The 23,879-nt window shown below is 73.5% G+C and carries 16 protein-coding genes, 1 tRNA gene and 1 pseudogene; 15 read left to right on the forward strand and 3 right to left on the reverse strand.

The annotated features are described in order from the left end of the window. Positions 1-5 precede the first annotated feature (5 nt). From QUY26_RS25780 to QUY26_RS25790, 3 genes are all read left to right on the forward strand, one after another. The gene (locus tag QUY26_RS25780) at positions 6-2,720 is read left to right on the forward strand and encodes an alpha/beta fold hydrolase (protein WP_289950641.1); all 2,715 of its coding nucleotides are present in this window, start codon (positions 6-8) and stop codon (positions 2,718-2,720) included. Beyond that, entirely contained in the window at positions 2,717-3,655 is a 939-nt protein-coding gene (locus QUY26_RS25785; RefSeq protein WP_289950643.1) for an ABC transporter permease, read from the forward strand. The genes QUY26_RS25780 and QUY26_RS25785 overlap by 4 nt, the downstream gene beginning before the upstream one ends. Before the next feature lie 216 nt (positions 3,656-3,871). Beyond that, positions 3,872-5,581: a YfbK domain-containing protein gene (locus QUY26_RS25790; RefSeq protein ID WP_436840528.1), complete on the forward strand. Its 1,710-nt coding sequence runs from the start codon at positions 3,872-3,874 to the stop codon at positions 5,579-5,581. A 182-nt stretch (positions 5,582-5,763) separates the two neighbouring features. Here QUY26_RS25790 and QUY26_RS25795 read toward each other — a convergent pair whose 3' ends face one another. Continuing rightward, positions 5,764-7,584, reverse strand: a complete 1,821-nt coding sequence (locus QUY26_RS25795; protein ID WP_289950645.1) for a hypothetical protein — start codon at positions 7,582-7,584, stop codon at positions 5,764-5,766. Between the two features lie 346 nt (positions 7,585-7,930). On the opposite strand from QUY26_RS25795, the gene QUY26_RS25800 reads away from it, so the two are divergent. The 4 genes from QUY26_RS25800 (at position 7,931) to QUY26_RS25815 (ending at position 11,921) form a co-directional block, all read left to right on the forward strand. Further along, positions 7,931-9,847 (forward strand): AMP-dependent synthetase/ligase, encoded by a 1,917-nt coding sequence (locus QUY26_RS25800; protein ID WP_289950647.1) that lies wholly within the window; start codon positions 7,931-7,933, stop codon positions 9,845-9,847. Positions 9,848-10,215: 368 nt separating this feature from the next. Then, positions 10,216-10,737: a hypothetical protein gene (locus QUY26_RS25805; protein WP_289950649.1), complete on the forward strand. Its 522-nt coding sequence runs from the start codon at positions 10,216-10,218 to the stop codon at positions 10,735-10,737. A 177-nt stretch (positions 10,738-10,914) separates the two neighbouring features. Then, positions 10,915-11,403, forward strand: coding sequence for a hypothetical protein (locus tag QUY26_RS25810; RefSeq protein WP_289950652.1), 489 nt, complete (start codon positions 10,915-10,917; stop codon positions 11,401-11,403). Then, complete coding sequence (locus tag QUY26_RS25815; protein WP_289950654.1) at positions 11,400-11,921, forward strand: hypothetical protein; 522 nt, start codon at positions 11,400-11,402, stop codon at positions 11,919-11,921. The genes QUY26_RS25810 and QUY26_RS25815 overlap by 4 nt, the downstream gene beginning before the upstream one ends. Before the next feature lie 203 nt (positions 11,922-12,124). Here QUY26_RS25815 and QUY26_RS25820 read toward each other — a convergent pair. After that, a tRNA-Arg gene (locus QUY26_RS25820) sits at positions 12,125-12,200 on the reverse strand. A 328-nt stretch (positions 12,201-12,528) separates the two neighbouring features. Between QUY26_RS25820 and QUY26_RS25825 the strand changes: the two genes are divergently transcribed. The 7 genes and pseudogenes from QUY26_RS25825 (at position 12,529) to QUY26_RS25855 (ending at position 22,186) form a co-directional block, all read left to right on the forward strand. Further along, positions 12,529-14,253 (forward strand): dynamin family protein, encoded by a 1,725-nt coding sequence (locus QUY26_RS25825; protein ID WP_289950657.1) that lies wholly within the window; start codon positions 12,529-12,531, stop codon positions 14,251-14,253. Beyond that, on the forward strand, positions 14,250-16,316 hold the full coding sequence (locus QUY26_RS25830; RefSeq protein WP_289950659.1) for a GTPase: 2,067 nt from the start codon (positions 14,250-14,252) through the stop codon (positions 16,314-16,316). Before QUY26_RS25825 ends, QUY26_RS25830 begins: the two co-directional genes overlap by 4 nt. Before the next feature lie 373 nt (positions 16,317-16,689). Beyond that, positions 16,690-17,133: pseudogene (locus QUY26_RS40960) on the forward strand (single-stranded DNA-binding protein); the annotation flags it as partial. Positions 17,134-17,593: 460 nt separating this feature from the next. Next, on the forward strand, positions 17,594-19,207 hold the full coding sequence (locus tag QUY26_RS25840; RefSeq protein WP_289950664.1) for an LAETG motif-containing sortase-dependent surface protein: 1,614 nt from the start codon (positions 17,594-17,596) through the stop codon (positions 19,205-19,207). A gap of 156 nt (positions 19,208-19,363) precedes the next feature. Further along, positions 19,364-21,028, forward strand: a complete 1,665-nt coding sequence (gene ettA, locus QUY26_RS25845; RefSeq protein ID WP_289950666.1) for an energy-dependent translational throttle protein EttA — start codon at positions 19,364-19,366, stop codon at positions 21,026-21,028. A 1-nt stretch (position 21,029) separates the two neighbouring features. Then, the gene (locus QUY26_RS25850) at positions 21,030-21,503 is read left to right on the forward strand and encodes an acyl-CoA thioesterase (protein ID WP_289950667.1); all 474 of its coding nucleotides are present in this window, start codon (positions 21,030-21,032) and stop codon (positions 21,501-21,503) included. Then, entirely contained in the window at positions 21,500-22,186 is a 687-nt protein-coding gene (locus QUY26_RS25855) for a hypothetical protein (protein ID WP_289950670.1), read from the forward strand. The genes QUY26_RS25850 and QUY26_RS25855 overlap by 4 nt, the downstream gene beginning before the upstream one ends. Positions 22,187-22,336: 150 nt before the next feature. Here QUY26_RS25855 and QUY26_RS25860 read toward each other — a convergent pair whose 3' ends face one another. Next, positions 22,337-22,741, reverse strand: coding sequence for a globin (locus QUY26_RS25860; RefSeq protein WP_289950673.1), 405 nt, complete (start codon positions 22,739-22,741; stop codon positions 22,337-22,339). Between the two features lie 85 nt (positions 22,742-22,826). Here QUY26_RS25860 and QUY26_RS25865 point away from each other — a divergent pair, with 85 nt between their 5' ends. Further along, a complete protein-coding gene (locus QUY26_RS25865) occupies positions 22,827-23,822 on the forward strand; it encodes a methyltransferase domain-containing protein (RefSeq protein ID WP_289950675.1) in 996 nt (331 codons plus the stop codon). The last annotated feature ends 57 nt before the right edge of the window (positions 23,823-23,879 follow it).

Here is a 23,879-nt window from a genome sequence, read left to right on the forward strand (position 1 = left end):
ACGCCATGGATCTACGACGGCCCAAGGCCGGAGCCTGGAAGGCCGCGCTGCGCGGGCCGCGGCGGCTGTTCGCCGCCGCGGCCGCCGTGGTGCTGCTCGCCGGAGCGGGAACGTGGACTGCGCTGGCGTCGGACGAGGAACCGGGCGTGCGGCGCTCGGACCGGATGCTCGCCATGGGCAGGGCGGCCGACGGCCAGGAGGTGCGGATCGACACGTCGTACTTCACGGCGGGCGACCCCGGCACCAAGCGGCCCGCCGTCCTGATCGGGCACGGCTTCGGCGGCAGCAAGAGCGACGTGCGCGACCAGGCCGAGAAGCTGGCCCGCGAGGGCTACGCGGTCCTGACGTGGTCCGCGCGCGGCTTCGGCAGGTCCACCGGACGGATCGGCCTGAACGACCCCGAGGGCGAGGTCGCCGACGTCTCCCGCCTCATCGACTGGCTGGCCAAGCGCCCCGAGGTGCGCCTCGACAAGGCGGGCGACCCGCGCGTCGGTGTCACCGGCGCGTCGTACGGCGGCGCGGCCGCCCTGCTCGCCGCCGGACACGACCAGCGGGTCGACGCCATCGCCCCGGTCATCACGTACTGGAACCTGGCGGACGCGCTGTTCCCCCGCGGCGTCTTCAAGAAGCTCTGGGCCGGGATGTTCCTCAGCGCGGGCGGCGGCTGCGACCGGTTCGAGAAGCGGCTGTGCGAGATGTACGACCGCGTGGCGGTGGCCGGGAAGCCGGACGCGAAGGCCCGTGAGCTGCTGTCCGAGCGCAGCCCCTCCGCCGTCGGCGATCGCATCAAGGTGCCCGCCCTGATCGTGCAGGGCCAGACCGACTCGCTGTTCACCCTCGACCAGTCCGACGCCATGGCCCGGGCGATCCGCGGCAACCACGCCCCCGTGTCGGTCGACTGGATCGCGGGCGGGCACGACGGCGGCGACATGGAGACCGACCGGGTCGCGTCCCGCGTCGGGACCTGGTTCGACCGCTATCTCAAGGACGACAAGAGCGTCGACACCGGGCCCGCCTTCCGCGTCACGCGCACCGGAGGCATCGACTCCACCGACGGCGCGGCCACCCTGCGCGGCGCGAGCGGCGACCGCTACCCGGGCCTGGCGAGCGGCGTGCGCGAAGTGCCCCTCGCCGGACGCCCGCAGACCTTCGACAACCCCGCGGGCGCCTCGCCGCCCGCCGTGTCCTCCCTGCCCGGCATCGGCTCGGCGGCCGGTGGCGGCGGCAGGGGCGGCGGTCTCGCCCAGCTCTCCTCGCTCGGCATCGGCGTCTCCCTCGACTTCCCCGGCCAGTACGCGGCCTTCGAGTCGAAGCCGGTCTCCGGCGACCTGCGCGTCACCGGCACCCCCACCGTGCGGGCGCACGTGAAGTCCGACAGCGAGGACACGGTCCTGTTCGGGAAGGTGTACGACGTCGGGCCCGGCGGCGACCAGCGCGTCCTGCCCGCCCAACTCGTCGCCCCCGTGCGCGTGGAGGGCGCCGTGGACGGCGTGGACGTCGACCTGACGCTGCCCGCCGTCGACCACGAGCTGAAGAAGGGCCACCGGCTGCGCCTCGTGCTCGCCTCGACCGACCTCGGCTACGCCTCACCGGCCCGCCCGGCCGCGTACACGGTGTCGTTGAAGAGCGGCCTGAAGGTCCCGACCGCCCCCGGCGTGGAGACCGCCGCCGCGCCGCTGCCCGCCTGGGTGTGGTGGCTGCCGATCACCGGCGCCGCGCTCGCGGTGGCCCTGCTCGTCCTCGGCCGCAGGCGCACCACGGCGCCCGCGCCCGACCCGGCGCTCGCCGAAGTCCCCCTGCAGATCACGGACCTGAGCAAGCGGTACGCGAAGTCCACCGACCGGTACGCGGTCAAGGACCTCTCCTTCCGCGTCGAGAAGGGCCAGGTCCTCGGCCTCCTCGGGCCGAACGGCGCGGGCAAGACGACGACCCTGCGCATGCTCATGGGCCTCATCCGCCCCGACGCGGGCGAGATCCGCGTCTTCGGCCGCGCGATCCGGCCCGGCGCGCCCGTCCTGTCCCGGGTCGGCGCGTTCGTCGAGGGCGCCGGCTTCCTGCCGCACCTCTCGGGCCGGGAGAACCTGGAGCTGTACTGGGCGGCCACCGGCCGCCCCGCCGCCGACGCCCACCTCGACGAGGCCCTGGAGATCGCCGGGCTCGGCGACGCCCTGGCCCGCGCCGTGCGTACGTACTCCCAGGGCATGCGCCAGCGCCTCGCCATCGCCCAGGCCATGCTCGGCCTGCCGGACCTGCTCATCCTCGACGAGCCGACCAACGGCCTCGACCCGCCCCAGATCCGCGAGATGCGCGAGGTGATGATCCGGTACGCCGAGGGCGGGCGCACCGTCATCGTCTCCAGCCACCTCCTCGCCGAGGTCGAGCAGTCCTGCACGCACCTGGTCGTCATGGACCGCGGCCGCCTCGTCCAGGCGGGCCCCGTCGACGAGATCGTCGGCTCCGGGGACACCCTCCTGGTCGGCCTCGCCGCCGACATCGCGGACCCGCTGGTGGAGAAGGTGGCGTCGCTGCCGGGCGTGGCGTCGGCGACGCGTGCCGAGGGCGGGCTCCTGGTCCGCCTCGAAGGACCGGGCACCGGGGACGGCTCCCCGGCGTCCCGGCTGCTCGTCGAACTCGTCCGCCTCGAAGTCCCCGTCGAGTCCGTCGGACCGCACCGTCGCCTGGAGGACGCGTTCCTGACCCTGATCGGAGGCACCGCATGACGGCGACCGAGAGCACCCCGGACGCGCCGGACGCGGGCGTGGTGACCGCGCTCGACCCGGCGGCCGCCGCCCCCGGGGACGGCCCCGCCGAGCGCGCCACCGCGCCCGGGTACCGCGCCGGGCGCACCCTGCCCCTGCGCGTCGAGGCGATCCGCCAGCTCAAGCGGCGGCGCACCCTGGTGATGGGCGGCATCCTCGCCCTGCTGCCGTTCGTGCTGTGGATCGCCTTCACCGTCGCCGGATCACCGGGCGGCCGGAACGACCAGGTCACCCTCATGGACACGGCCACGGCGTCCGGCGTGAACTTCGCCGCGACCTGCCTGTTCGTGTCCGCCGGGTTCCTGCTCGTGATCCCCGTGGCGCTGTTCTGCGGGGACACCGTCGCCTCCGAGGCGGGCTGGTCGAGCCTGCGCTATCTGCTCGCGGCGCCCGTGCCGCGCGCCCGGCTGCTGTGGTCCAAGCTCGCCGTGGCGCTCGGCCTGAGCGCCGCCGCGATGCTGCTGCTCCCGGTGGTCGCGCTCGCGGTCGGCGCGGCGGCGTACGGCTGGGGGCCGCTGGAGATCCCGACCGGCGGCACGCTCGACGCGGGCACGGCCGTCCAGCGCCTCGCGATCGTCGTGGCGTACGTCTTCGTGTCCCAACTGGTCACGGCGGGCCTCGCCTTCTGGCTCTCGACCAAGACCGACGCCCCGCTCGGCGCGGTCGGCGGCGCCGTCGGCCTCACCATCGCCGGGAACGTCCTGGACGCCGTGACGGCCCTCGGCAGCTGGCGCGACTTCCTGCCCGCGCACTGGCAGTTCGCCTGGGCGGACGTGTTCCAGCCGACACCGGAGTGGGGCGGCATGATCCAGGGCTCGGCGATCTCGGTGACGTACGCCCTGGTGCTGTTCGCGCTCGCGTTCCGGGGGTTCTCGCGGAAGGACGTGGTGTCGTAGGGGGGGGCAGCCGGGCCACGGTGGCGGAGCCCCGACTTCCGCTCACCGTGGCCGACTTGAGACCCTTCCGCAACGTACGGGACCGATCGTCCTCGGCCCCCCGGCCGTCACAGGCATGAACGCCGACGAGACGAACCGGGGGGCCGACCCGTGCGACACACCCTGTCCACCCGCAACGCCGACCGCACCCGATCCAGCACCCGCGCCCGCGACCACATCCGAGCCCGCACCCGGGCCCGCGACCGCGCCCGCGCCCGCCCGCGTGACCGCCGCACCGCCCTCGCCGCCGCCCTCCTCGCGGGCGGCCTGCTCCTCGCGGGCTGCAGCGGCGGCGGGGACGACAACGGCGACAAGCGCGCGTCGGGCAAGGAACGCGGGTCGAACGCCCTCCCCGCGCCCGCCCCGCCGCCCGACGGGGCGCAGGACTCGCGGCAGCGGGAGAACAGCTCGCACCGCGACATCGCCCCGAGCCCCGGCCACGGCCCCTCTGACATGCGCTCCACCTTCGCCCTGGACGTGGACACCGCCTCGTACGGCTTCGCCCGCCGCACCCTGGACCGGGGCCGCCTCCCCGACCCGGCGACGGTGCGCCCCGAGGAGTTCGTGAACAGCTTCCGGCAGGACTACCCGAAGCCCGCGGGCGACGGCTTCTCCGTGAGCGTGGACGGCGCCCGCACCGGCGCCGACGGCTGGTCCCTGATGCGCGTCGGCCTCGCGACGCGCCCGGACGACGAGGAGCGCCGACGCCCGCCCGCCGCGCTCACCTTCGTGATCGACATCTCCGGCTCCATGGCCGAGCCGGGCCGCCTCGACCTGGTCAGGAAGTCCCTCGGCGTGATGACCGACCGGCTGCGCGACGACGACTCGGTCGCCCTCGTGACCTTCAGCGACCGCGCCGAGACCGTGCTGCCCCTGACCCGTCTCGGCGACAGCCGCGACGAGGTGCACGCCGCCGTCGACGCACTGCGCCCCACCGCCTCCACGAACGTCGAGGCGGGCATCACCACCGGCTACGACACCGCCTCACGCGGCCTGCGCGAGGGCGCCACCAACCGCGTCGTGCTGCTCTCCGACGCCCTCGCCAACACCGGTGACACCAGCGCCGACGGCATCCTGCGGCGCGTCGAGGACGCCCGCCGCGCCCACGGCATCACGCTGTTCGGCGTCGGCGTCGGCAGCGACTACGGGGACGCCCTGATGGAACGGCTCGCCGACCGAGGCGACGGCCACACCACGTACGTGGCGGACGAGGACGACGCCCGCGAGGTGTTCTGCGAGCGGCTGCCCGCGAACATCGACCTGCGCGCCCGCGACGCCAAGTCCCAGGTGTCCTTCGACCCGGAGACGGTCGAGCGGTTCCGGCTCATCGGGTACGACAACCGGCGTGTCGCCGACGACGACTTCCGCGACGACCGCGTGGACGGTGGTGAGGTCGGGCCCGGGCACACGGTGACGGCCCTGTACGCGGTGCGCACCCGGCCCGGCGCGAGCGGCCCCGTGGCGACCGCCCGCGTCCGCTGGCTCGACCCCGAGAGCCGCGCCCCGCGCGAGGCGTCGGCGGACCTGCGCACCGGCGACCTGGACGGCACGCTGGACAAGGCGGAGCCGGGCCTCCAAGTGGCCGCCACCGCCGCGTACTTCGCCGACGGGCTGCGGGCGTACGACCGCGCCGCCGACGCCGAACCGCCCGGGGAGGGCGGCCCGGACGGCTACGGCGGACAGGGCGGTCAGGGCGGCCAGGGCGGTCAGGTCGGTCAGGGCGGTCAGGGCGAGGACCACAGCACGGCCCCGCTGCCGGGCGCCCCGGCGCCGGACCGCCTGGAGGAGTGGGCGCGCGGCCTCGCACACACGACGGGCGACAAGGACGTGAGCGAGCTGGCGGAGAGCATCAGCGAGGCGAACGACCTGCGGGGCAGCGCCCGGTAGGGGGCGCGGGGAACTGTGCGGGGCAGCGCCCCGTAGGGGCGCGGGGAACTGCGCGACCAGCCACGACAAAGCCGCAGACGGGTCTGCCGGATCACCGAGCAGACGCGTCCGCGGCTTTCCCCTCCCCCGCCCCGGCAGCCCCCACGCGGCGGAGCCGCACGCCGAAACAACCCCCGCGCCCCCTAGGGGGCGCGGGTACCGCACAACTCCCGCTCCGCCCGCACCGGGTCGTTCGGGAAGCGGAAGGACGTCCGCTCCAGGGCGCCGGCGGCGTTGCGCAGGAAACGACCCGGTGTGAGGGGGGCGCGCGTGGCGGCGCGCAGTTCGGCGAGCGGCCCGCAGGCGAGCGCGCGCCGGGCGGCGGCCACCCGCGCCGGGTCGAGCCCGGACGGCAGGTCGGCGGTGCCGCGGTCGGCGACGACCCACTCGTCGGGCAGCCACTTGTCGTGACCCACGCGCGCGTGGGCGATGCGCTGGGAGTGGGCGGCCAGGGGATAGGCGAGGCCGATGGGGTCGAGGGCGGCGCCGTCGAGGGGGACGACGGTGCCGTTGAGGCCGAGGGTGGCGTAGAAGCCGGTCACGGCGGGGGTGGCGGCGGCCACGCGGGTGCGGGAGATGAACAGGGCGCCCGCGTCGCCCCGCCCGGCCGCGCGCACCTCGCGCGCGTACGCGGCGTTCTCGCGGTAGCCGCCGAACGTGTGGTGCACGGGGTGGGCGGCGGCGTTCTGCCGGACGTACACGCCGCGTTCGTCCGCGATGCCACCGGGGCCGATCCGCCCCTCGTATCCGATCCGCAGCGCCGCCGCGCACACCACGGCCCACACGCAGACCCCCGCGGCGGCCAGTGCCCACGCGCGCGTGGCGGGCACCAGGAACACCGGCAGGACCAGCAGGAACAGCCCCGGCAGGAACATCCGCGCGTGCATGAAGTCGCCGCCGACCTTGATGACGTACGCCCAGCAGAGCGCCCCGGCGATGACGGGCGCGAGGGCGGGAGTGAGCGCCGGGGCGAGGGGCACGCGCGCTCCGGCGCCCCCAGGCAGCCGGGTGCGCCCCGACGGCAGCACGGCCGCGACCACGAACAGGGCGGGCACCCACAGCAGATAGGGCCCGGCGAAGTCACCGAGGTAGCCCAGACCGCGCCCCCACAGGCTCTGCGAGGCCTCCTTGGTGACGCCGGGCAGCGGCACCAGATGCCCGTAGTACCCGATCCGGAAGATCTCGTACGCGACGGGCAGCGCCCCCGCGACACCCGCACCGGCGAGAGCGGCGCGCCGGGAGGGGCGCGCGCTCAGCCACTGCGCGCCCAGGAACACGGCGGAGACCAGCGCCAGATCGGGGCGTACGAGCGGGCCGAGCCCGAGGACGAAGGCGGTGGCGAGGGAACGGGGCCGCGCGACGAGCAGCAGCCAGGCACCGCCGAGCCAGCAGGTGGCGAGCCCCGTCTCCAGGCCGGAGGTGGCGAAGTCCCAGACGGGCGGCAGGGCGAGCGGCACCAGGACGCCGAGGGGGAGCAGCGCCCGGCCGCCCCGCGCACCGTCACCCGGGCCGCCCGCACCGTCACCCGGGCCGCCCCGCCCGTCCCCGTCGTGCAGCCGGACCGCCCCCCACGCGGCGAGCGCGAACCCGGCCGCCGTGAGCAGCAGCCCGCCGTACACGGCGGCGGTGGCGATGTCCGCGCCCGGCAGCCCCGCGAGCACGAGCAGCCACTGCCACAGCGTCCCCGTGGACGACTCGGCGCGCTCGCCCGGGTTGAACACGGGCCCGTGCCCGGCGAGGATCTGCCGGACCGTGCGGACGTAGATGTGCCCGTCGTCGGACATCCAGCGCCGCTGGTAGCCGGCGACGAGGATCACCAGGGCGGGCGCCAGACAGAGCGCGGCCCGCAGATACGGCCGGGCGGCGGCGAGTTGGCCGCCCGGCCGCGCGGTGGCCGTCCCGGTCAGGGCGATGAGGGCGCCCAGCGTGCCGCGGCTGCGGACTGGGGTGCGTGTAGAGGTCATGCAGCGTACTTCGGCGCAGGTCAGCCGGGTCTTGAGGCGCGGGGGCCGGTGCGGCGGCCGCTCGTCGGGGTGGGTGCGTCCTTGGGGGCGGCGTCCGGAGTTCTTCTGCGCGAACCATTGAATTTCCCTTACGCGTCGGTAAGTTGACTCTTGAGTAAGCGCGGGGATCCGCCACACAGGCGTCACGTCGCGCCCCCCCACCGCACCCCGCCCCCCACCGCACCCCGCACCCCGCACCCCCGTCCCTTCGGGGCACCTCGCACCTCGCACAGCCCTCACCCCCCGCACCGCCGCACCGCCGCACCGCACCGCCGCACCCGCGCCGAGCGAACGAACGGGAGCCGTCATGGGCGTACGCAAGGACCTGAAACAGGCGCGCCGCCGCACGGACCTGGCGGATCGCGCCAAGGTCGAGACCGTCAGGGACGAACACGGTGTCGTACGGGAGGCCCGCACCCCCGCCCTCGCGGCGGCGGCCACCCGGGGCAGCGCCGCCGACATCCCCTTCACCAACGCCGCCGAGGCCCCCGACGCCGTCGTCCTGCGCCGCAAGGAGGCGGGCCGGTGGCGCCCCGTCACGGCCGCGGCCTTCGCCCGCGAGGTCACCGCGGCCGCGAAGGGCCTGATCGCGTCAGGCCTCGAACCGGGCGGCCGGGTCGCCCTGATGTCCCGTACGCGCTACGAGTGGGCGGTACTCGACTTCGCGATCTGGGCGGCCGGCGGCCAGACCGTGCCTGTCTACCCGACGTCGTCCGCCGATCAGATCGAGTGGATCGTGCGCGACTCCGGTGCCACTCTCCTCATCGCCGAGACCGCTGAGAACGCGGAGACGGCGCGCCGCGCGGTCGCGGGACACCCCGTGCCCCCGGCCGTGTCGGTCCTCGACGACGGCGCGGTGCTCGAACTGGCCGAGCGCGGCCACGCGGTGGCCGACGAGGAGGTCACCGCCCGCCGCTCGGCCCTGACACCCGACTCCGTAGCGACCCTCTGCTACACCTCCGGTACCACCGGCAGACCCAAGGGCTGCGTCCTCACGCACGGCAATCTGCACGCCGAGGCCGCCAACACCGTCGAACTCATGCACCCGGTCTTCAAGGAGGTCACGGGCCAGACCGCGTCGACTCTCCTCTTCCTGCCGCTCGCCCACATCCTGGGCCGCTCCCTCCAGATCGCCTGCATGCTCGCGCGCATCGAACTGGGCCACTTCCCGAGCGTCAAACCGGACGAGCTCCGCCCCGAACTGCGCGCCTTCAGGCCGACGTTCGTCGTCGGCGTCCCGTACCTCTTCGAGCGGATCCACGACACCGGGCGCGCGATCGCCGAACGGATGGGCCGCGGCGCCTCGTTCGAGCGCGCGGACCGCGTCGCGGTGCGCTTCGCCGAGGCCTACCTGGCGAAGTTCCAGGGCCGGGGCCGCGGCCCGTCCCCGGGCCTCTACCTCGGCTGGGCGCTGTACGAACTCCTCGTCTACCGCCGCGTCCGCAAAGAGGTCGGCGGCCGCCTCCGCTACGCGATCAGCGGCGGCTCCCCGCTCGACAAGCGCCTCAACCTCTTCTTCTACGCCGCCGGAATCCTCATCTACGAGGGGTACGGCCTGACGGAGACCACCGCGGCCGCGACCATCGTGCCGCCGCTCGGCCCCCGCCCGGGCACCGTCGGCACGCCCGTGCCCGGCACGGCGATCCGCATCGCGGACGACGGCGAGGTCCTCATCAAGGGCGGCATCGTCTTCGACGCGTACTGGAACAACAAGGAAGCCACCGACGCCGTCCTCGCTGACGACTGGCTGGCGACCGGCGACCTCGGGTCCCTCGACGACGACGGCTATCTCACCATCACCGGCCGCAAGAAGGACCTCATCGTCACCTCCGGAGGCAAGAACGTCTCACCCGCCGTCCTGGAGGACCGCCTGCGCGGCCGCCCCCTGGTCGGCCAGTGCCTCGTCGTCGGCGACAACCGCCCCTACGTGGCCGCGCTCATCACCCTCGACCCGGAAGCCGTCGCCCACTGGCTCTCCGTGCGCAAGCGCCCCAAGGACACGCCCCTGTCCGAACTGTGCCACGACCCACACCTTCTCGCGGACCTGCAGAAGGCGGTGGACTACACCAACGAGGCGGTCTCACGCGCGGAGTCCATCCGCCGCTTCGTGGTCGCCGAGGGCGAGTTCACCGAGGCGAACGGCCTGCTCACACCGTCCCTGAAGCTCAAACGATCGGCGGTGGCCGCGGCGTACGCGAAGGAGATCGAGAGGCTGTACGACTAGCCGGCGGCCTGGTCCGCCGCCTGGCCCGCTGCCTGGTCCGCCGCCTGGTCCGCTGTCTCGCCCGCCGCCTGGCCCGACGGCCGGCCGTGGTAGCGCGCCGCCGCCTCCGACTCCTGGGCGAGGTGGCGGAGCGCCAGCAGGGCCGGTTCGAGGAGGTAGGCCTGGAATCAGGTCCGGTAGGCCTGGAAACAGATCCGCACCGCACCGGGGGCCCTCGCCGCGGCGCCTGAGGGAAAGAGCGACAACGGCACAGAGCAGCCCCTGACGCGCCCCGGCCTTACCTCACGGGTAATTGCCGCACTCCACCCGCCGAACGAGTCTGGAACCGCCCTGAACAGGGCGGAAAACCGAGCGGGAGGAACCGAAAGATGACATCGGCGAACTACTCCGGACCCCTCACGACGACCGGCGCGGCGCGGTCGGGCGACGGCGCGGCGCGGTCGAGCCACGGCGCGGCGCGGTCGAGCCACGGCGCGGCGCAGGGGGGCCGCGACGACTCCCTGGCCCGTCTGACCCTGAAACTGGACGCGGCCGTCACGGGCCCCAACGGCCTCGCCTACCTGGCCCTGGCCCAGTTCCTCGACTCCTTCCTCGGCCTCGACGCGGCACTCCTCTACCCCGTGGGTGCCTTCCTCCTGCTCTACGCGGCAGCCGTCCAGTTCACGGCAACCCGCCCCCGAGTGGCCCGCCCCGCCCTCGCGGCCATCATCACCGCGAACCTCCTCTGGACCGTCCTCAGCCTCACCCTCGCCGCCACGGACGCCCTGTCGGCCACGACGGCGGGGACGGTGTGGGTCGTCCTGCAGGGGCTGGTGGTGGCGGGATTCGCGGGGGTGCAGTGGGTGGCTCTGGGGAGGCTGCGGCACACCGGCTCGGGGAGCGCGGGCTGAGTACGGACTGAGCCCGTACTCAAACACCGGCTTTACCAGCGGAAACTGCGGCAAGTCGATCGCGGCGCTGGTGCACGGAAGCCACCGCGGCCACTGCCTCACTGCCTGTACTCGCTACACCCTGATGTTCGGCGAACAGGCCGCCCCGGACTGCACTGGGAGGCACGCCGGGTCTGTGTGCCGCAGGCCGTCCGCGCCGACGTGGCGGCTCTGCGCGGGGAAGTCATCCGCACTCTCGGCGTGCTGCGGGACACGGGTGTGGCGGTGCGCACCCCGTGGACGGTCCACGACACGCTGGCCTCCGGGCGTTCGGGCACACGGTCGAACGACACGGAGTGGTGGCTGCCGCTTGCGAAGTCCACGCGCCCCGAGGCGGTCCGTCTCGGCGTCGCGCTGAAGTCCGTTCGCTTCCCGTGCTCGCGTACCGATGAAGTCAGTTCCCGGTCAGCGGGTTTGTGGGCGGCCACGGTCGCCGCTGCCGACAGACGGTATCTGGCGTGGCAGCGGCAGGAGGAGCAGCAGCTCGACAACCCCGGAGAGGTGATGGCCGCGATGAAGCGCAGGGTCGCCGCGGCCCGCGAACTTCCCAAGGAGCGGCAAGCGGCTCGGTACGCGAGCGAGTTGGTCAGGGCGTGCGCGGACACCGACCAGCACACCCCGTCATGAACTGGTGGTTCGAGGCCCGGCGGGTCTGGCCCGTGCTGGTGCCGTGCCTGGCGGCCCCTGCCGTTCTCGTCGCCGGATTGCACGGTGTCGTGGTGGAGTTCCCCTCACCCCTGACCGGCGGGTCCAACGACTTCCTGGTCGTGCTGCTCGCCCCGCTGCTCGAAGAAGCCCTCCAAGGAATCCCTCCGAGGAAGCCCTCCGAGGAAGCCCTCGTCAGGAAGTCCTCTGCAGGAAGTCCTCGCCAGCAAAGACGTTCCGTCATGCCGATCCAGCTCGAAGCCTGCACGTTCGCCTACGGCCGCAGGAAGCCACCGGTCCTCGGCCGGCTGACCCACACCGTCCCTGACGGCTTCACGGTCCTTCTCGGCCCCACCGGCGCCGGGCAGCCGACTCTGCTCAAGCTGGCCGCCGGGGTGACCCGCCCCTCGGCGGGCCGGGTGCGCTTGGGCGGCCGAGGATCCCACACGCGGGATACCGGCAGCGGGTCGCCTGGATGCCGCAGGCCATCACTGCCATGACCGGCCTCACCGCCCGCGAACAAGTCGCCTGCACGGGCTGGCTCAAGGGCATGAGACGCACCGACGCCTGGACCGCCGCCCACCCCGCCATGTCCGGCCAGGCCGTGTGGCGCACTTCACGGGAGGGTGGGGGAGGGGAGGAGCCGGGAGCGAGGCCGGAAACGCGCGGGAGCGGTGGACGAATCCGCCGCCCACATGCTGTGTGGCGCCCCCGGCAGGACTCGAACCTGCGGCCAAGTGCTTAGAAGGCACCTGCTCTATCCACTGAGCTACGGGGGCCGGGTGGTGGCCGGTGGCCTGGAGCCCGGTGTGGGGTGGTCCGTGGCCTTGCCGGGGGCCGTGGACCATGGACCGGGGACAAGGATAGGGCTCCTGGTGGCTTGTCCCTGGTGCTTCACCTCCGCCACGCGATGTGGAGGTTCGGTGAAGCGGTCCTGATAATCGCAGGCAGGTGCGAATCTCGCATCGCTTTTGGCGTCTGGCGCCCCGGGTGTTGTGCACTCGTTATGCCTGCGCCCCAGCCGTCCCTTCCGTCGCGGGTGTCCGATCGGCGCGCAGGGGTGCCCATATGCTTCAGAAAGGCGCCAAAATTGGGCATTCTTCGCATGTGGTGACCTTGGACGTACGGCCTCAACTGCTTGACGCACTCTCCGCCCTGCGTGAGCGTGTCGCCGCCGCACGCTTTCCGCTCCCCCTCGCGGGGGCGCCACGCGCGCGGGCCAACCGGGACGAGCTCCTCGCACAGCTCGACGACTATCTGGTGCCCCGGCTACGCGCCCCCGAAGCGCCCTTGCTGGCCGTTGTGGGCGGCTCCACCGGCGCGGGCAAGTCCACCCTCGTGAACTCTCTGGTGGGCCGTCAGGTCAGCGAGGCAGGCGTCCTGCGGCCCACGACCCGCACGCCCGTCCTGGTGTGCCACCCCGAGGACCAGCACTGGTTCGCCGGAATGCGCGTCCTGCCGCACCTCACGCGCGCGTGGGCACCCCGGCGGGGCGGCACGGGTGAGGACAGGGCGAGAGGGGTGGGTGAGGTGAGTGGAGCTGGTGGGACGGCCAAGGCCGCCGCCGGGGCGCGGCGGGAGAGCCGGGGGAGCCTCGCGGCGGGCGGCGAGAGCGAGCGTGTCCTGCGCGTCGAGACCGCCGACACCCTGCCCTGCGGCCTCGCCCTCCTCGACGCCCCCGACATCGACTCCCTCGTCGCCGACAACCGCGTCCTCGCCGCCGAGCTGATCTGCGCGGCCGACGTGTGGGTCATGGTCACCACCGCCTCCCGGTACGCCGACGCCGTGCCCTGGCACCTGCTGCGTACCGCCAAGGAACAGGACGCCACCCTCGTCACCGTCCTCGACCGCGTCCCCCACCAGGTCGTCGGCGAGGTGTCACGCCAGTACGGCGCCCTCCTCGCCAAGGCCGGCCTCGGCGACGTGCCCCGCTTCACCGTCCCCGAACTGCCCGAGTCCGCGGGCGGCGGCGGACTCCTCCCCGCCACCGCCGTGGAGCCCCTGCGCACCTGGCTCGCCCACCGCGCGCAGGAACCCGCCTCCCGTAGACAAGCCATCGAACGCACCGCCTACGGAGTCCTCGGTTCGCTGAACTCCCGCATGCCGGAGCTCGCCGGTGCCGTCGCCGCCCAGTACGCCGCCGCCCTGCGCCTCACGTCCGCCGTCGACGAGGCCTACGAGAGCGAGCACGCGCGCGTACGCGCCCGCCTCCAGGCCGGTGCCGCACTCGCCGGTGACGCCCTGAAGCGCTGGCGCGCCTACCCGCTCGACTGCGGCCCCGGAGAGCTCCTGGACGCCATCGCGGAAAGCCTCGAAGCGCTCCTGCTGTGCGCGGTCACCGCAGCCGACGAACACATCGACGACGCGTGGCGGCGCGAGCCCGCCGCCCAGGCCCCCGCACTCGCCCGCAGCGGCGGCCGGTACGAAAGGGCCCCCTACGAAGACGGCGACAGCCCCGAACACCGCATCGGCATGGCCGTACGGCGCTGGCGGCGCGAACTCGAGGAGTACGCCGAGGAAGAGGTCCGCGCCCTCGACCGCGCCGACAAGAGCGCCCTGCCCGACGCCGACGTCGTCGCCGCGCTGCTCGCCACCGCCCTGCTCGGCGGCCGCCGGGCACGCACCGCCGGAGAGACCCTGGCCGAACGCATCGGCGCACACGGGGCGCTGCGGCTGCGCGACCGCGGCGGCCGGCTGCTCACCGACTACCTGGACAAGGTCCTCGGCGCGGAGCGCGAGCGACGCCTCGCCCCCCTCGACGCCCTCGACGTCAACCCGGAGCCCCAGGCCGAACTCATCGCCGCGCTGTCCGTACTGCAGAAGGAGAGGTGACCGCGGTGACCGCCGTCACGGGCCACACCGAACACACCGAGCACCCCGGCGATCTGGAACGCGCGGAGAGCGCAGGCAGTGCAGGCAGCACCGACAGCACCGACAGCACCGACAGCACCGACAGCACCGACAGCGCAGACGGTGCGGATGCCGCGGCAAGCCGCGTCGAGAGCGCCCCGGGCGCGGAGCCTTCCGATCGCGCCGCGTCGGGCGACGAGAACGGCCACCACGCGCGCGAGGCCGTCGGCGTCTGGGACGACGGGCTCATCGCGCGGCGCGTGGTGCCCGGCGTGTCCCCGGGGAAGGGGGACGCCAGGACCGTGGCCGAGGCGCTCGCCGGACCGGTGCCCTCCGGTTCCCCCTCGGCGGCGTCTACGGGGAGGCCGTCCTCGTACACGGACTCCACCGCGTACGACCCCTGCGCCCCGTACGAGAAGAGCGCCCCCGCGCAGGACACGACCGTCGTCTACGAAGGACCCCTGCGAGGGCGTCTCGACGCGCTGCGCGAGCTGATCGGGCTTTCCCGTACGCGACTCGACAGCGAGACGCTCGCCGAGGCCGGGCGCGTGCTCGACGAGGCCGCGGCGCGGCGGCGGCTGTCGGACCGGCACACCGTCGTCGCCCTCGCGGGCGCCACGGGCAGCGGCAAGTCGACCCTCTTCAACGCCCTGGCGGGCGTGATGATCTCGGAGACGGGCGTACGCAGACCGACCACCGCCGCGCCCATCGGATGCAGCTGGACGGACGGCGCCGCCGGGCTGCTCGACCGCCTGGGCATCCCGGGGAGGCTGCGCCGCCGGCCGCTCCAGGGGGCCGACGCACAGGCACTCCAGGGGCTCGTCCTCGTCGACCTGCCCGACCACGACTCGGCCGCAGGGGACCACCGCGAACACGTCGACCGGATCCTCGGACTCGTCGACGCGGTCATCTGGGTCGTCGACCCCGAGAAGTACGCGGACGCGATGCTGCACGAGCGCTATCTCCGGCCGCTCGCCGGACACGCGGAGGTCATGTTCGTCGTGCTCAACCAGGTGGACCGGCTCCCCGGAGACGCCGCCGACCAGGTGCTCGACGATCTGCGGCGGCTCCTCGACGAGGACGGCATCGCACTCGGCGAGCACGGCGAACCGGGCGCCACGGTGCTCGCGCTCTCCGCCCTCACCGGGGAGGGCGTCGGCGACCTGCGGGAAGCGCTCGGCCAGTTCACCCGTGAACGGGGGGCCGCGGCGCGGCGCATCGAGGCGGACCTGGACGCGGCGGCCGCGCACCTGCGGCCGGTGTACGCGGCCGGGGTGGGGTCGGCGTCGGCGCGGGGCGCGATCGGGCTCAGCGAGGAAGCGCGTGAGGAGTTCTCCGAACGGCTCGGGGAGGCCGTCGGCGCGGCCGCGGCCGGCCAGGCCGCCGAGCGGGCCTGGCGCAGACACGCGGGCCGGGCCTGCTCCTCGCCCTGGCTGCGGCTGTGGCGCTGGTACGAGGCGCAGCGCTTCCCGCACAGCACGGGCAGGCACGTCGTGGCGCCGCCCGCGGACGAGGAGGCGACGGCACGCGCGCGCGTGGAGCACGCCGTGCGCACCGTCGCCGACGAGGCGGCCACCGGGCTGCCCACGCCCTGGGGGCAGGCCGTGCGGGAGGCGGCCGCACGCGGCGCCCAGGGTCTGCCCGAGGCGCTCGACGAGCTAGCGCTGCGGGCGGCGCTGCCGGACGGACGGCCGCCGCGGCCCGGCTGGTGGCCCGTGGCGGTCCTCGCGCAGGCGGCCATGACGCTGCTTCAAGTCGTCGGCGGGCTGTGGCTGGTGGGGCAGATCGTCGGGGTCGCGGAGCCCAACCTGGGCGTGCCGGTGCTCCTGATGGCCCTGGGGATCGTCGGCGGACCCTGCGTGGAGTGGGCCAGCGGGATGGCGGCGCGCGGCCCTGCCAGGCGGTACGGCTTCGAGGCCGAGCGGCGGCTGCGGGAGGCGGCCGCGGGGTGCGGGCGGGCGCGGGTGCTCGATCCGGTGGCGGCCGAGCTGCTGCGGTACCGGGAGGTGCGGGAGCAGTACGTGCGGGTGGCTCAGCGGGGGTGAGGGGGAGGGGGAGGCGGAGGGGCGGACGGGGCGGGCGGGGCGAGGTGCGGGGCGAGGCCGGGGGCGGGTCGGGCCCGGGTGTGTTCGGCTCGGGTGTGTTCGGCCCCGACCCGGGGCGGGACCTGGGCCGAGGCCGGGCCCGGGCCGGGGTGGGCAAGCGGAAGGGCTCCGTCGGGTGACGGAGTTGTCCACAACCGGCCGGTAGAACACAGGGCTCAGCGGGCTCGGCCCGGCCGGTGCAATCTGAGATCGCGGCAGCCCGCCGATCACCGACGCCGGAGTGCGAAGGGGAGAAGGAGGCGAGCGGCCGCGGACTCAGACGTGGGCGTGCGGGACGGGCCCGCACGTGTGTGGACGCAAGGGAGGGGTCGGCATGAACGACACGGTGGTGACGGTGGTGGGGAACGTGGCGACGACGCCGGTGTTCAGGGAGCTGCCGTCCGGACCGGTGACACGCTTTCGGATCGCGGTCACGGCACGGCACTTCGACCGCTCGCGCAACGCGTGGGCGGACGGGCACACCAACTTCTTCACGGTGTGGGCCTGGCGGGCGCTCGGCGTCAATGTGCAGGGCTCGCTCGCGATCGGCGAACCGGTCATCGTGCAGGGCAGGTTGAGGGTGCGGGACGAGGAGCGGGGCGGGCAGCACTTCCGGTCGGTGGACATCGACGCCCAGTCCATCGGGCACGACCTCGCCCGGGGAACGTCCGCGTTCCGGCGCACGCGCAGGACGATGGACTCCGCCGCGGGGGAGCGAAGTACCGTGCGCGGGACGGGGGATGAGCCGGAGTTCGAGTTCCCCACCGAGCCCGGGGACCGGGACCGGGCGCACGCCAAGGCCCAGCAGGAGGCACGGGCGCGGATGGGGCCGGGCGCGGAGCCACGGGCCAAGTCGCAGACGGATCCGCAAGGTGGGCCGGGCGGTGGGCCGGAGGTCGCGGCGGAAGGCGCCCAGGGCGTCGAGTTGGAGCGGGACCCGGCCCCCGTCGGCTGACCCGCGTCGCGCGGCCGGACAGCAGCCGACCCGCTAACCGGAACCATGGATTTGTCGATATGCCCAGCTCAGAAGGGCGTTGTCGATAACAATTCCGATTCGGATCGGTTGCCTGACGGCGCTACTGGGAACGGCGATGCGTCGCTTCCTTAGGATGCCGGGCGTGGCTCCGTGAGGCGGTTGAGGCCTGAGCGGGGCGGTCGGCAGGTGAGTCTGCTCGGTTGAATCTGCTGGCGGGGCCAGTCCCCCCATGTGAATTGGGTCCCGCTCGGAGGGGATTTCTGTGTTTTCTGCGTTGTCAGGCCGGCGGGCACTCAAGGCGTTCGCGATATCGCCCCGGCGTCGCCGCGGCGCGGCCCGCATCGCCGCCGCGACGGTGGCGTCCGGCCTCGTCGTGGCCGGTGCGACGGCCACCGCGACCGCGGCCGCCGCGGTCGAGGCCCCGCAGCACCGGGGCGGGGCGAGCGCGACCCTCGGCGGCCTCAAGACGTACGGCCAGGCGGTCGTCCGTGAGGGCGGCGAGAGCCAGAGAATCCCCGCGGGCCTCTTCGAGATGTCCGTGGACAACGGCGGCACGCTGCAGACGTACTGCATCGACCTGTACAACCCCACGCAGAAGGACGCGAAGTACCAGGAGACCCCCTGGAGCGGCACGTCCCTGAACGGCAACCCGCACGCGGGCAAGATCCGCTGGATCCTCCAGCACTCCTACCCCCGCGTGAACAACCTCGCCCAGCTCGCCCGGCAGTCGGGCGCGGGCACGCTCACCGAGAAGTCGGCCGCGGCGGGCACGCAGGTGGCGATCTGGCGGTACTCGGAGAGCCTGGGCAAGGGGAAGTCCCCGCGTGCGTCGAGCGCGCCCGGTGAGCCGAGCGGGTCGGGCGGGTCCGGCGGGTCGAGCAGGGCAGACGGTTCGGGGGCGGCGAGCAAGTCGAGTGGGCCCGGCGCGGCGGGCGAAGCGGCGAAGCCCCGCACCATCAAGGTCGAGGCCGTCGACCCCCGGGCGGAGAAGCTCGCGGACTATCTGGAGCGCAGCGCGCGCACCAGCCCCGAGCCGAAGGCGTCACTGACCCTGGAGCCCGCGGCCGTCTCCGGGAACGCCGGAAAGCGCCTCGGCCCGGTGACCGTGCGGACCGACGCGGAGAGCGTGACCGTCACGCCGCCCGCGGACTCGGCGAGCGGGGTGAAGGTCGTCGGCAAGGACGGCAAGCAGGTCAAGACGGCCCGCGACGGCAGCCGGCTGTTCTTCGACGTGCCGAAGGGCGCGCCGGACGGCACGGCCGCGCTGGAGGTGCAGGCGGCGACGACGGTGCCGGTCGGAAGGGCCTTCACCTCCGACACCCGCAGCCAGACGCAGATACTCGCGGGCTCCAGCGAGTCCACGGTCTCCGCCGCGGCGACGGCGCACTGGGCGGAGAAGGGCGCGATACCCGCGCTGTCCGCGGAGAAGAACTGCGCCAAGAACGGCGTCGACATCACGGCGAGCAACAAGGGGGACGCGGCGTTCACCTTCAGCCTGATGCGGTTCAAGCACACCATCAAGGCCGGTGAGCGCCGGACGGTGACGATACCGCTCCAGGAGGACCAGCCCTACGACTTCACGATCATGGGGCCTGGCGGGTTCGAGAAGCGGTTCAAGGGAGTGCTCGACTGCCGGACCGAGGGCAGCGCGGTCACCGTCGACGGCAAGGCGCAGCCCGCGTCGAACCCGAGCCCGGCGTCGGCGGGCGGCACGAGCGGCGGCGGCGACCTCGCCGAGACCGGCGGGTCGAACGCGACACCGCTGATAGCCGCCATCGCGGTCGTCCTGGTCGTCGTCGGCGGCGGCGCGGTCTTCCTCCTGCGCAGGAAGAAGGACCCGGCGGAGCCCGCGAAGGCGGCGCCGTCCGAGGAGTGAGGCAGCCGTAGACACGGTCGGTGACGGATCGACTACGCAGGTGGGGCGCGGAAGGGCCAGGTCACGGGGGCCTCGTGATACTGGTTTCTTCCGGGGGGTGGCTGTACGGCAAGATGGGGTGTATCTGCCCACACACTGATTGCCGGACGGTTTCTCTTGGCTGAGTACATCTACACCATGCGCAAGACGCGCAAGGCGCACGGCGACAAGGTGATCCTCGATGACGTCACCTTGAACTTCCTGCCCGGCGCGAAGATCGGTGTCGTGGGTCCGAACGGTGCCGGTAAGTCCACGGTGCTCAAGATCATGGCGGGGCTCGAGCAGCCGTCGAACGGTGACGCGTTCCTGTCGCCCGGCTACACGGTCGGGATGCTCCTGCAGGAGCCGCCGCTCGACGAGTCCAAGACGGTCCTGGAGAACGTCCAGGACGGCGCCGCCGAGGTCATGGGCAAGCTCAAGCGGTTCAACGAGGTCGCCGAGCTGATGGCGACCGACTACTCGGACGCGCTGATGGAGGAGATGGGCAAGCTCCAGGAGGACCTGGACCACGCAGGCGCGTGGGACCTGGACACCCAGCTGGAGCAGGCCATGGACGCCCTCGGCTGCCCGCCCGGCGACTGGCCGGTCACCAACCTCTCCGGTGGTGAGCGCCGCCGCGTCGCGCTGTGCAAGCTGCTGCTCGAGGCGCCCGACCTGCTGCTGCTCGACGAGCCCACCAACCACCTGGACGCCGAGTCCGTGCAGTGGCTGGAGCAGCACCTCGCGAAGTACCCCGGCACCGTCGTCGCCGTCACCCACGACCGGTACTTCCTCGACAACGTCGCCGAGTGGATCCTCGAGCTGGACCGCGGCCGCGCGCACCCCTACGAGGGCAACTACTCGACGTACCTCGACAAGAAGGCCACCCGCCTCAAGGTCGAGGGCCAGAAGGACGCCAAGCGTGCGAAGCGTCTGAAGGAAGAGCTCGAGTGGGTGCGGTCGAACGCCAAGGGGCGCCAGGCCAAGTCCAAGGCGCGCCTTTCGCGTTACGAGGAGATGGCCGCCGAGGCCGACAAGATGCGGAAGCTGGACTTCGAGGAGATCCAGATCCCGCCGGGCCCGCGCCTGGGCAACATCGTCGTCGAGGTGGAGAACCTCTCGAAGGCCTTCGGCGACAAGGTCCTGATCGACGACCTGAGCTTCACGCTGCCGCGCAACGGCATCGTCGGCATCATCGGCCCGAACGGCGCCGGCAAGACCACGCTGTTCAAGATGATCCAGGGCCTGGAGACGCCGGACTCGGGCAACATCAAGGTCGGCGACACCGTCAAGATCTCCTACGTCGACCAGGGCCGCGCCAACATCGACCCGAAGAAGACGCTGTGGGCGGTCGTCTCGGACGAGCTGGACTACATCAACGTGGGCCAGGTCGAGATGCCCTCGCGGGCGTACGTGTCCGCGTTCGGTTTCAAGGGCCCGGACCAGCAGAAGCCCGCGGGCGTGCTCTCCGGCGGTGAGCGCAACCGGCTGAACCTGGCGCTGACCCTCAAGCAGGGCGGCAACCTGCTGCTCCTCGACGAGCCCACCAACGACCTCGACGTCGAGACGCTGTCGTCCCTGGAGAACGCGCTCCTTGAGTTCCCGGGCTGCGCCGTGGTCGTCTCCCACGACCGGTGGTTCCTGGACCGGGTCGCCACGCACATCCTCGCCTACGAGGGCGAGTCCAAGTGGTTCTGGTTCGAGGGCAACTTCGAGTCGTACGAGAAGAACAAGATCGAGCGGCTCGGTCCGGACGCGGCCCGTCCGCACCGCGCCACGTACAAGAAGCTCACGCGGGGCTGACATGGCGCGCCACATCTACAGCTGCCCGCTGCGGTGGTCGGACATGGATGCCTTCGGGCACGTCAACAACGCCGTCTTCCTGCGGTACTTGGAAGAGGCGCGGATCGACTTCATGTTCCGGCTCTCGTCCGACGACGGCGGTCCTTCGTTCTCGGGCGGCTCCGTGGTGGCGCGCCACGAGATCGACTATCTGCGGCCGTTGGTGCACCGGCACGAGCCGGTCACCATCGAGTCGTGGGTCACGAAGATCGGGGCCGCGTCGCTGACGATCTCGTACGAGATAAAGGAGCCCGAGGAGGGCGGGCAGGTGTACGTGCGGGCGTCGACGATCGTCGTCCCGTTCGACCTGCGGGCCCAGCGGCCGCGGCGGATCACCGCCGAGGAGCGGGCCGTCCTCGAGGAGTACCGCCCCGAGGACACGGCGAGCGCGGCGGGCGGCCGGCGCGCGGGCGGTGCGGGGGCGCTTGTCGCATGACCGTGCGACTGGACTTCGCCGACGCCGGGGAGGCGGTGGATCTCACCGCCTTCCTGGCGCGGCTCGTCCACTACGACAAGGCCGCCGCGGTGCGGCTGCAGGCCGCCGGGGACACCCTGGCGGTGTTCGGACGGCCGCCGTCGTTCGAGGTGCTCGCCATTCGTACGGCGCGCCTCGCGAAGCCGTACGAGCACGGGCTCGACACCGCGCTCGACGTGACCGTCTCCGCGGGGGAGTTCCTGGAGTCCGTGGCGGAGGCGGGCGAGGTCGTGGAGACCGCCGGTACGGCTGTGGTGCCGGACGCGGTCACCGGGCCGCCGTGGGCCGGGGTGCTGCCGCCTCGCGGGGGGTGGCGGCAGGAGCCCGGGTTGCCTTCGGCGGAGGACGTGCGGGCGCTCGTGCGCGACGCCGTCGCCGAATTCCGGGGACGGGTGGAGGAGTTGGCGCCCGAGCGGCGGGTCCGGGCCGAGCTGGACCTCGTGGGGCGGGAGATCTGGTCCCGGGCGGTGCCGGGGACCGAGTTGCCCGTGCGGGCCGCGCACGCGGCGCAGTCGCTCGGGTTCTTGCGGGGCGACGCGGTCGACTTGCTGTCGGCGGGGCCGTGGCTGCGGTTGCGGACGCCCTATGGGTCTGTTGCCGTGCGCCGGGCCGGCGTTGGGGCGCTCAGCGTTACGCCGACCTGACAGGCGCCGTTGGACGGGGCTGTGCCCGCCCTTCCCCGAGCTCTCGACTCCGCTGGAGCGGCGCAGACCCCTGTCGCCCTGCGGAACGATGGCCCACAGCGGTGGTGGAGTGGTTGCCCACAGCGGCTCAGGCCGCTGTGGGCGTTTTCGTCAGCCGGGGGTGTTGACCATGGAGGCCGCCGCGTACGTCAGGTAGTTCCAGAGGGTGCGGTCGTGCTCCTCGGAGAGGCCGAGGGCGTCGACGGCTGCGCGCATGTGCTTGAGCCAGGCGTCGTGGGCTTCCCTGTTGACCGTGAACGGGGCGTGGCGCATGCGCAGGCGGGGGTGGCCGCGGTTGTCGCTGTAGGTGCGGGGGCCGCCCCAGTACTGCATCAGGAACAGGGCGAGGCGCTCCTCGGCCGGGCCCAGGTCCTCCTCCGGGTACATCGGCCGGAGCAGCGGGTCCTGTGCGACTCCTTGGTAGAAGTGGTGCACCAGGCGCCTGAAGGTCTCCTCGCCGCCGACCTGTTCGTAGAAGGTCTGCTCCTGAAGCGTGCCGCGCGGGATCTCATTCACCCTTCCATGGTCTCAGACGCGAGGGACGAGGACGGAAGGCTTAGGACCACTCGCATCGAGCGGCCCGGGGCAGCACAGTGGGGGTATGGGTGCGCACGCTCCACTTCCTGACGAACCCGGGCCCGACCCCGTGCGGGCGGCCGAGGCGCGGGCCGGGCTGGTGCGGGAGATCGAGGTCGGCGGGGCCTGGGACGACGACCCCGCCTGGCGGGAGGCGTTCCAGGCGGTGCCGCGGCACCTGTTCGTGCCGTACTACTACGTGAGCACGGGCGGCGGCTACGAACGGATGTGGGGCGAGGACCCCGACCCGGTGCGGCGGGGGCGATGGCTGCGCGGGGCGTACGCGGACGCGCCGCTCGCCACCCGGGTACGGGACGGGGAACTGGTCTCGTCCAGCAGCCAGCCCTCGCTGATGGCCAAGATGCTCGTCGAGCTGCAGGTCGGGGACGGGGCGCGGCACGACGTCCTGGAGATCGGGGCCGGTACGGGCTACAACGCGGCGCTGCTCGCGCACCGACTCGGGGACGAGCACGTCACGACCGTCGACCTCGACCCGGAGATCACCGAGTCGGCGCGGCGGCATCTGGCGGCCGCCGGGTACCGGCCGGTCGTCGTGACCGGCGACGGCGCCGCGGGCTGTCCGCGCCGGGCGCCCTTCGACCGGATCATCGCCACGTGCACGCTCAGCTCGGTGCCGCGGGCCTGGCTCGCGCAGTGCCGACCCGGCGCGCGGATCCTCGCACCGCTCGCGACCGGCCTGATCGCGCTGCGGGTCGCGGACGCCGAGCACGCCGAGGGGCGGTTCCTGCACACCCCGGCGTACTTCGTGCCGCTGCGCGGCGGGAGCGCGCCGCAGCGGCCCGAGCAGCACATCGGCGGGCTGCCGCGCCGGGCCCTGCAGAGCGAGCTGTTCCGGTTCCTGCTCGAACTCACCGCGGGCAGCCTCGACCCGCACGAGGCGCTCGCGCTGTGGCAGCGGGAGCGGCGGCCCGTGCGGGAGCGGTTCGGGGTGACGGTCAGCGGGCCGTACGCGTGGGCGTGGCTCGACGACCCGGAAGGGCCGTACGCCTGGCCGCTGTGACGGCGGCGGGCGTACGGCCCTTCGGTGGTGCGGGTGGTGCGGGTGATCCCGGCGGCC

The sequence above is a fragment of the Streptomyces flavofungini genome, assembly GCF_030388665.1.
In the GTDB taxonomy this organism is placed as follows: domain Bacteria; phylum Actinomycetota; class Actinomycetes; order Streptomycetales; family Streptomycetaceae; genus Streptomyces; species Streptomyces flavofungini_A.

Bases quoted from the DNA above. Each gene is read 5' to 3' on its own strand.
- QUY26_RS25785 (WP_289950643.1), top strand. From the start codon at position 2,717: ATGACGGCGACCGAGAGCACCCCGGACGCGCCGGACGCGGGCGTGGTG.
- QUY26_RS25815 (WP_289950654.1), top strand. From the start codon at position 11,400: ATGAACTGGTGGTTCGAGGCCCGGCGGGTCTGGCCCGTGCTGGTGCCG.
- QUY26_RS25805 (WP_289950649.1), top strand. From the start codon at position 10,216: ATGACATCGGCGAACTACTCCGGACCCCTCACGACGACCGGCGCGGCG.
- QUY26_RS25855 (WP_289950670.1), top strand. From the start codon at position 21,500: ATGACCGTGCGACTGGACTTCGCCGACGCCGGGGAGGCGGTGGATCTC.
- QUY26_RS25800 (WP_289950647.1), top strand. From the start codon at position 7,931: ATGGGCGTACGCAAGGACCTGAAACAGGCGCGCCGCCGCACGGACCTG.
- QUY26_RS25795 (WP_289950645.1), bottom strand. From the start codon at position 7,584: ATGACCTCTACACGCACCCCAGTCCGCAGCCGCGGCACGCTGGGCGCC.
- QUY26_RS25865 (WP_289950675.1), top strand. From the start codon at position 22,827: ATGGGTGCGCACGCTCCACTTCCTGACGAACCCGGGCCCGACCCCGTG.
- QUY26_RS25780 (WP_289950641.1), top strand. From the start codon at position 6: ATGGATCTACGACGGCCCAAGGCCGGAGCCTGGAAGGCCGCGCTGCGC.
- QUY26_RS25850 (WP_289950667.1), top strand. From the start codon at position 21,030: ATGGCGCGCCACATCTACAGCTGCCCGCTGCGGTGGTCGGACATGGAT.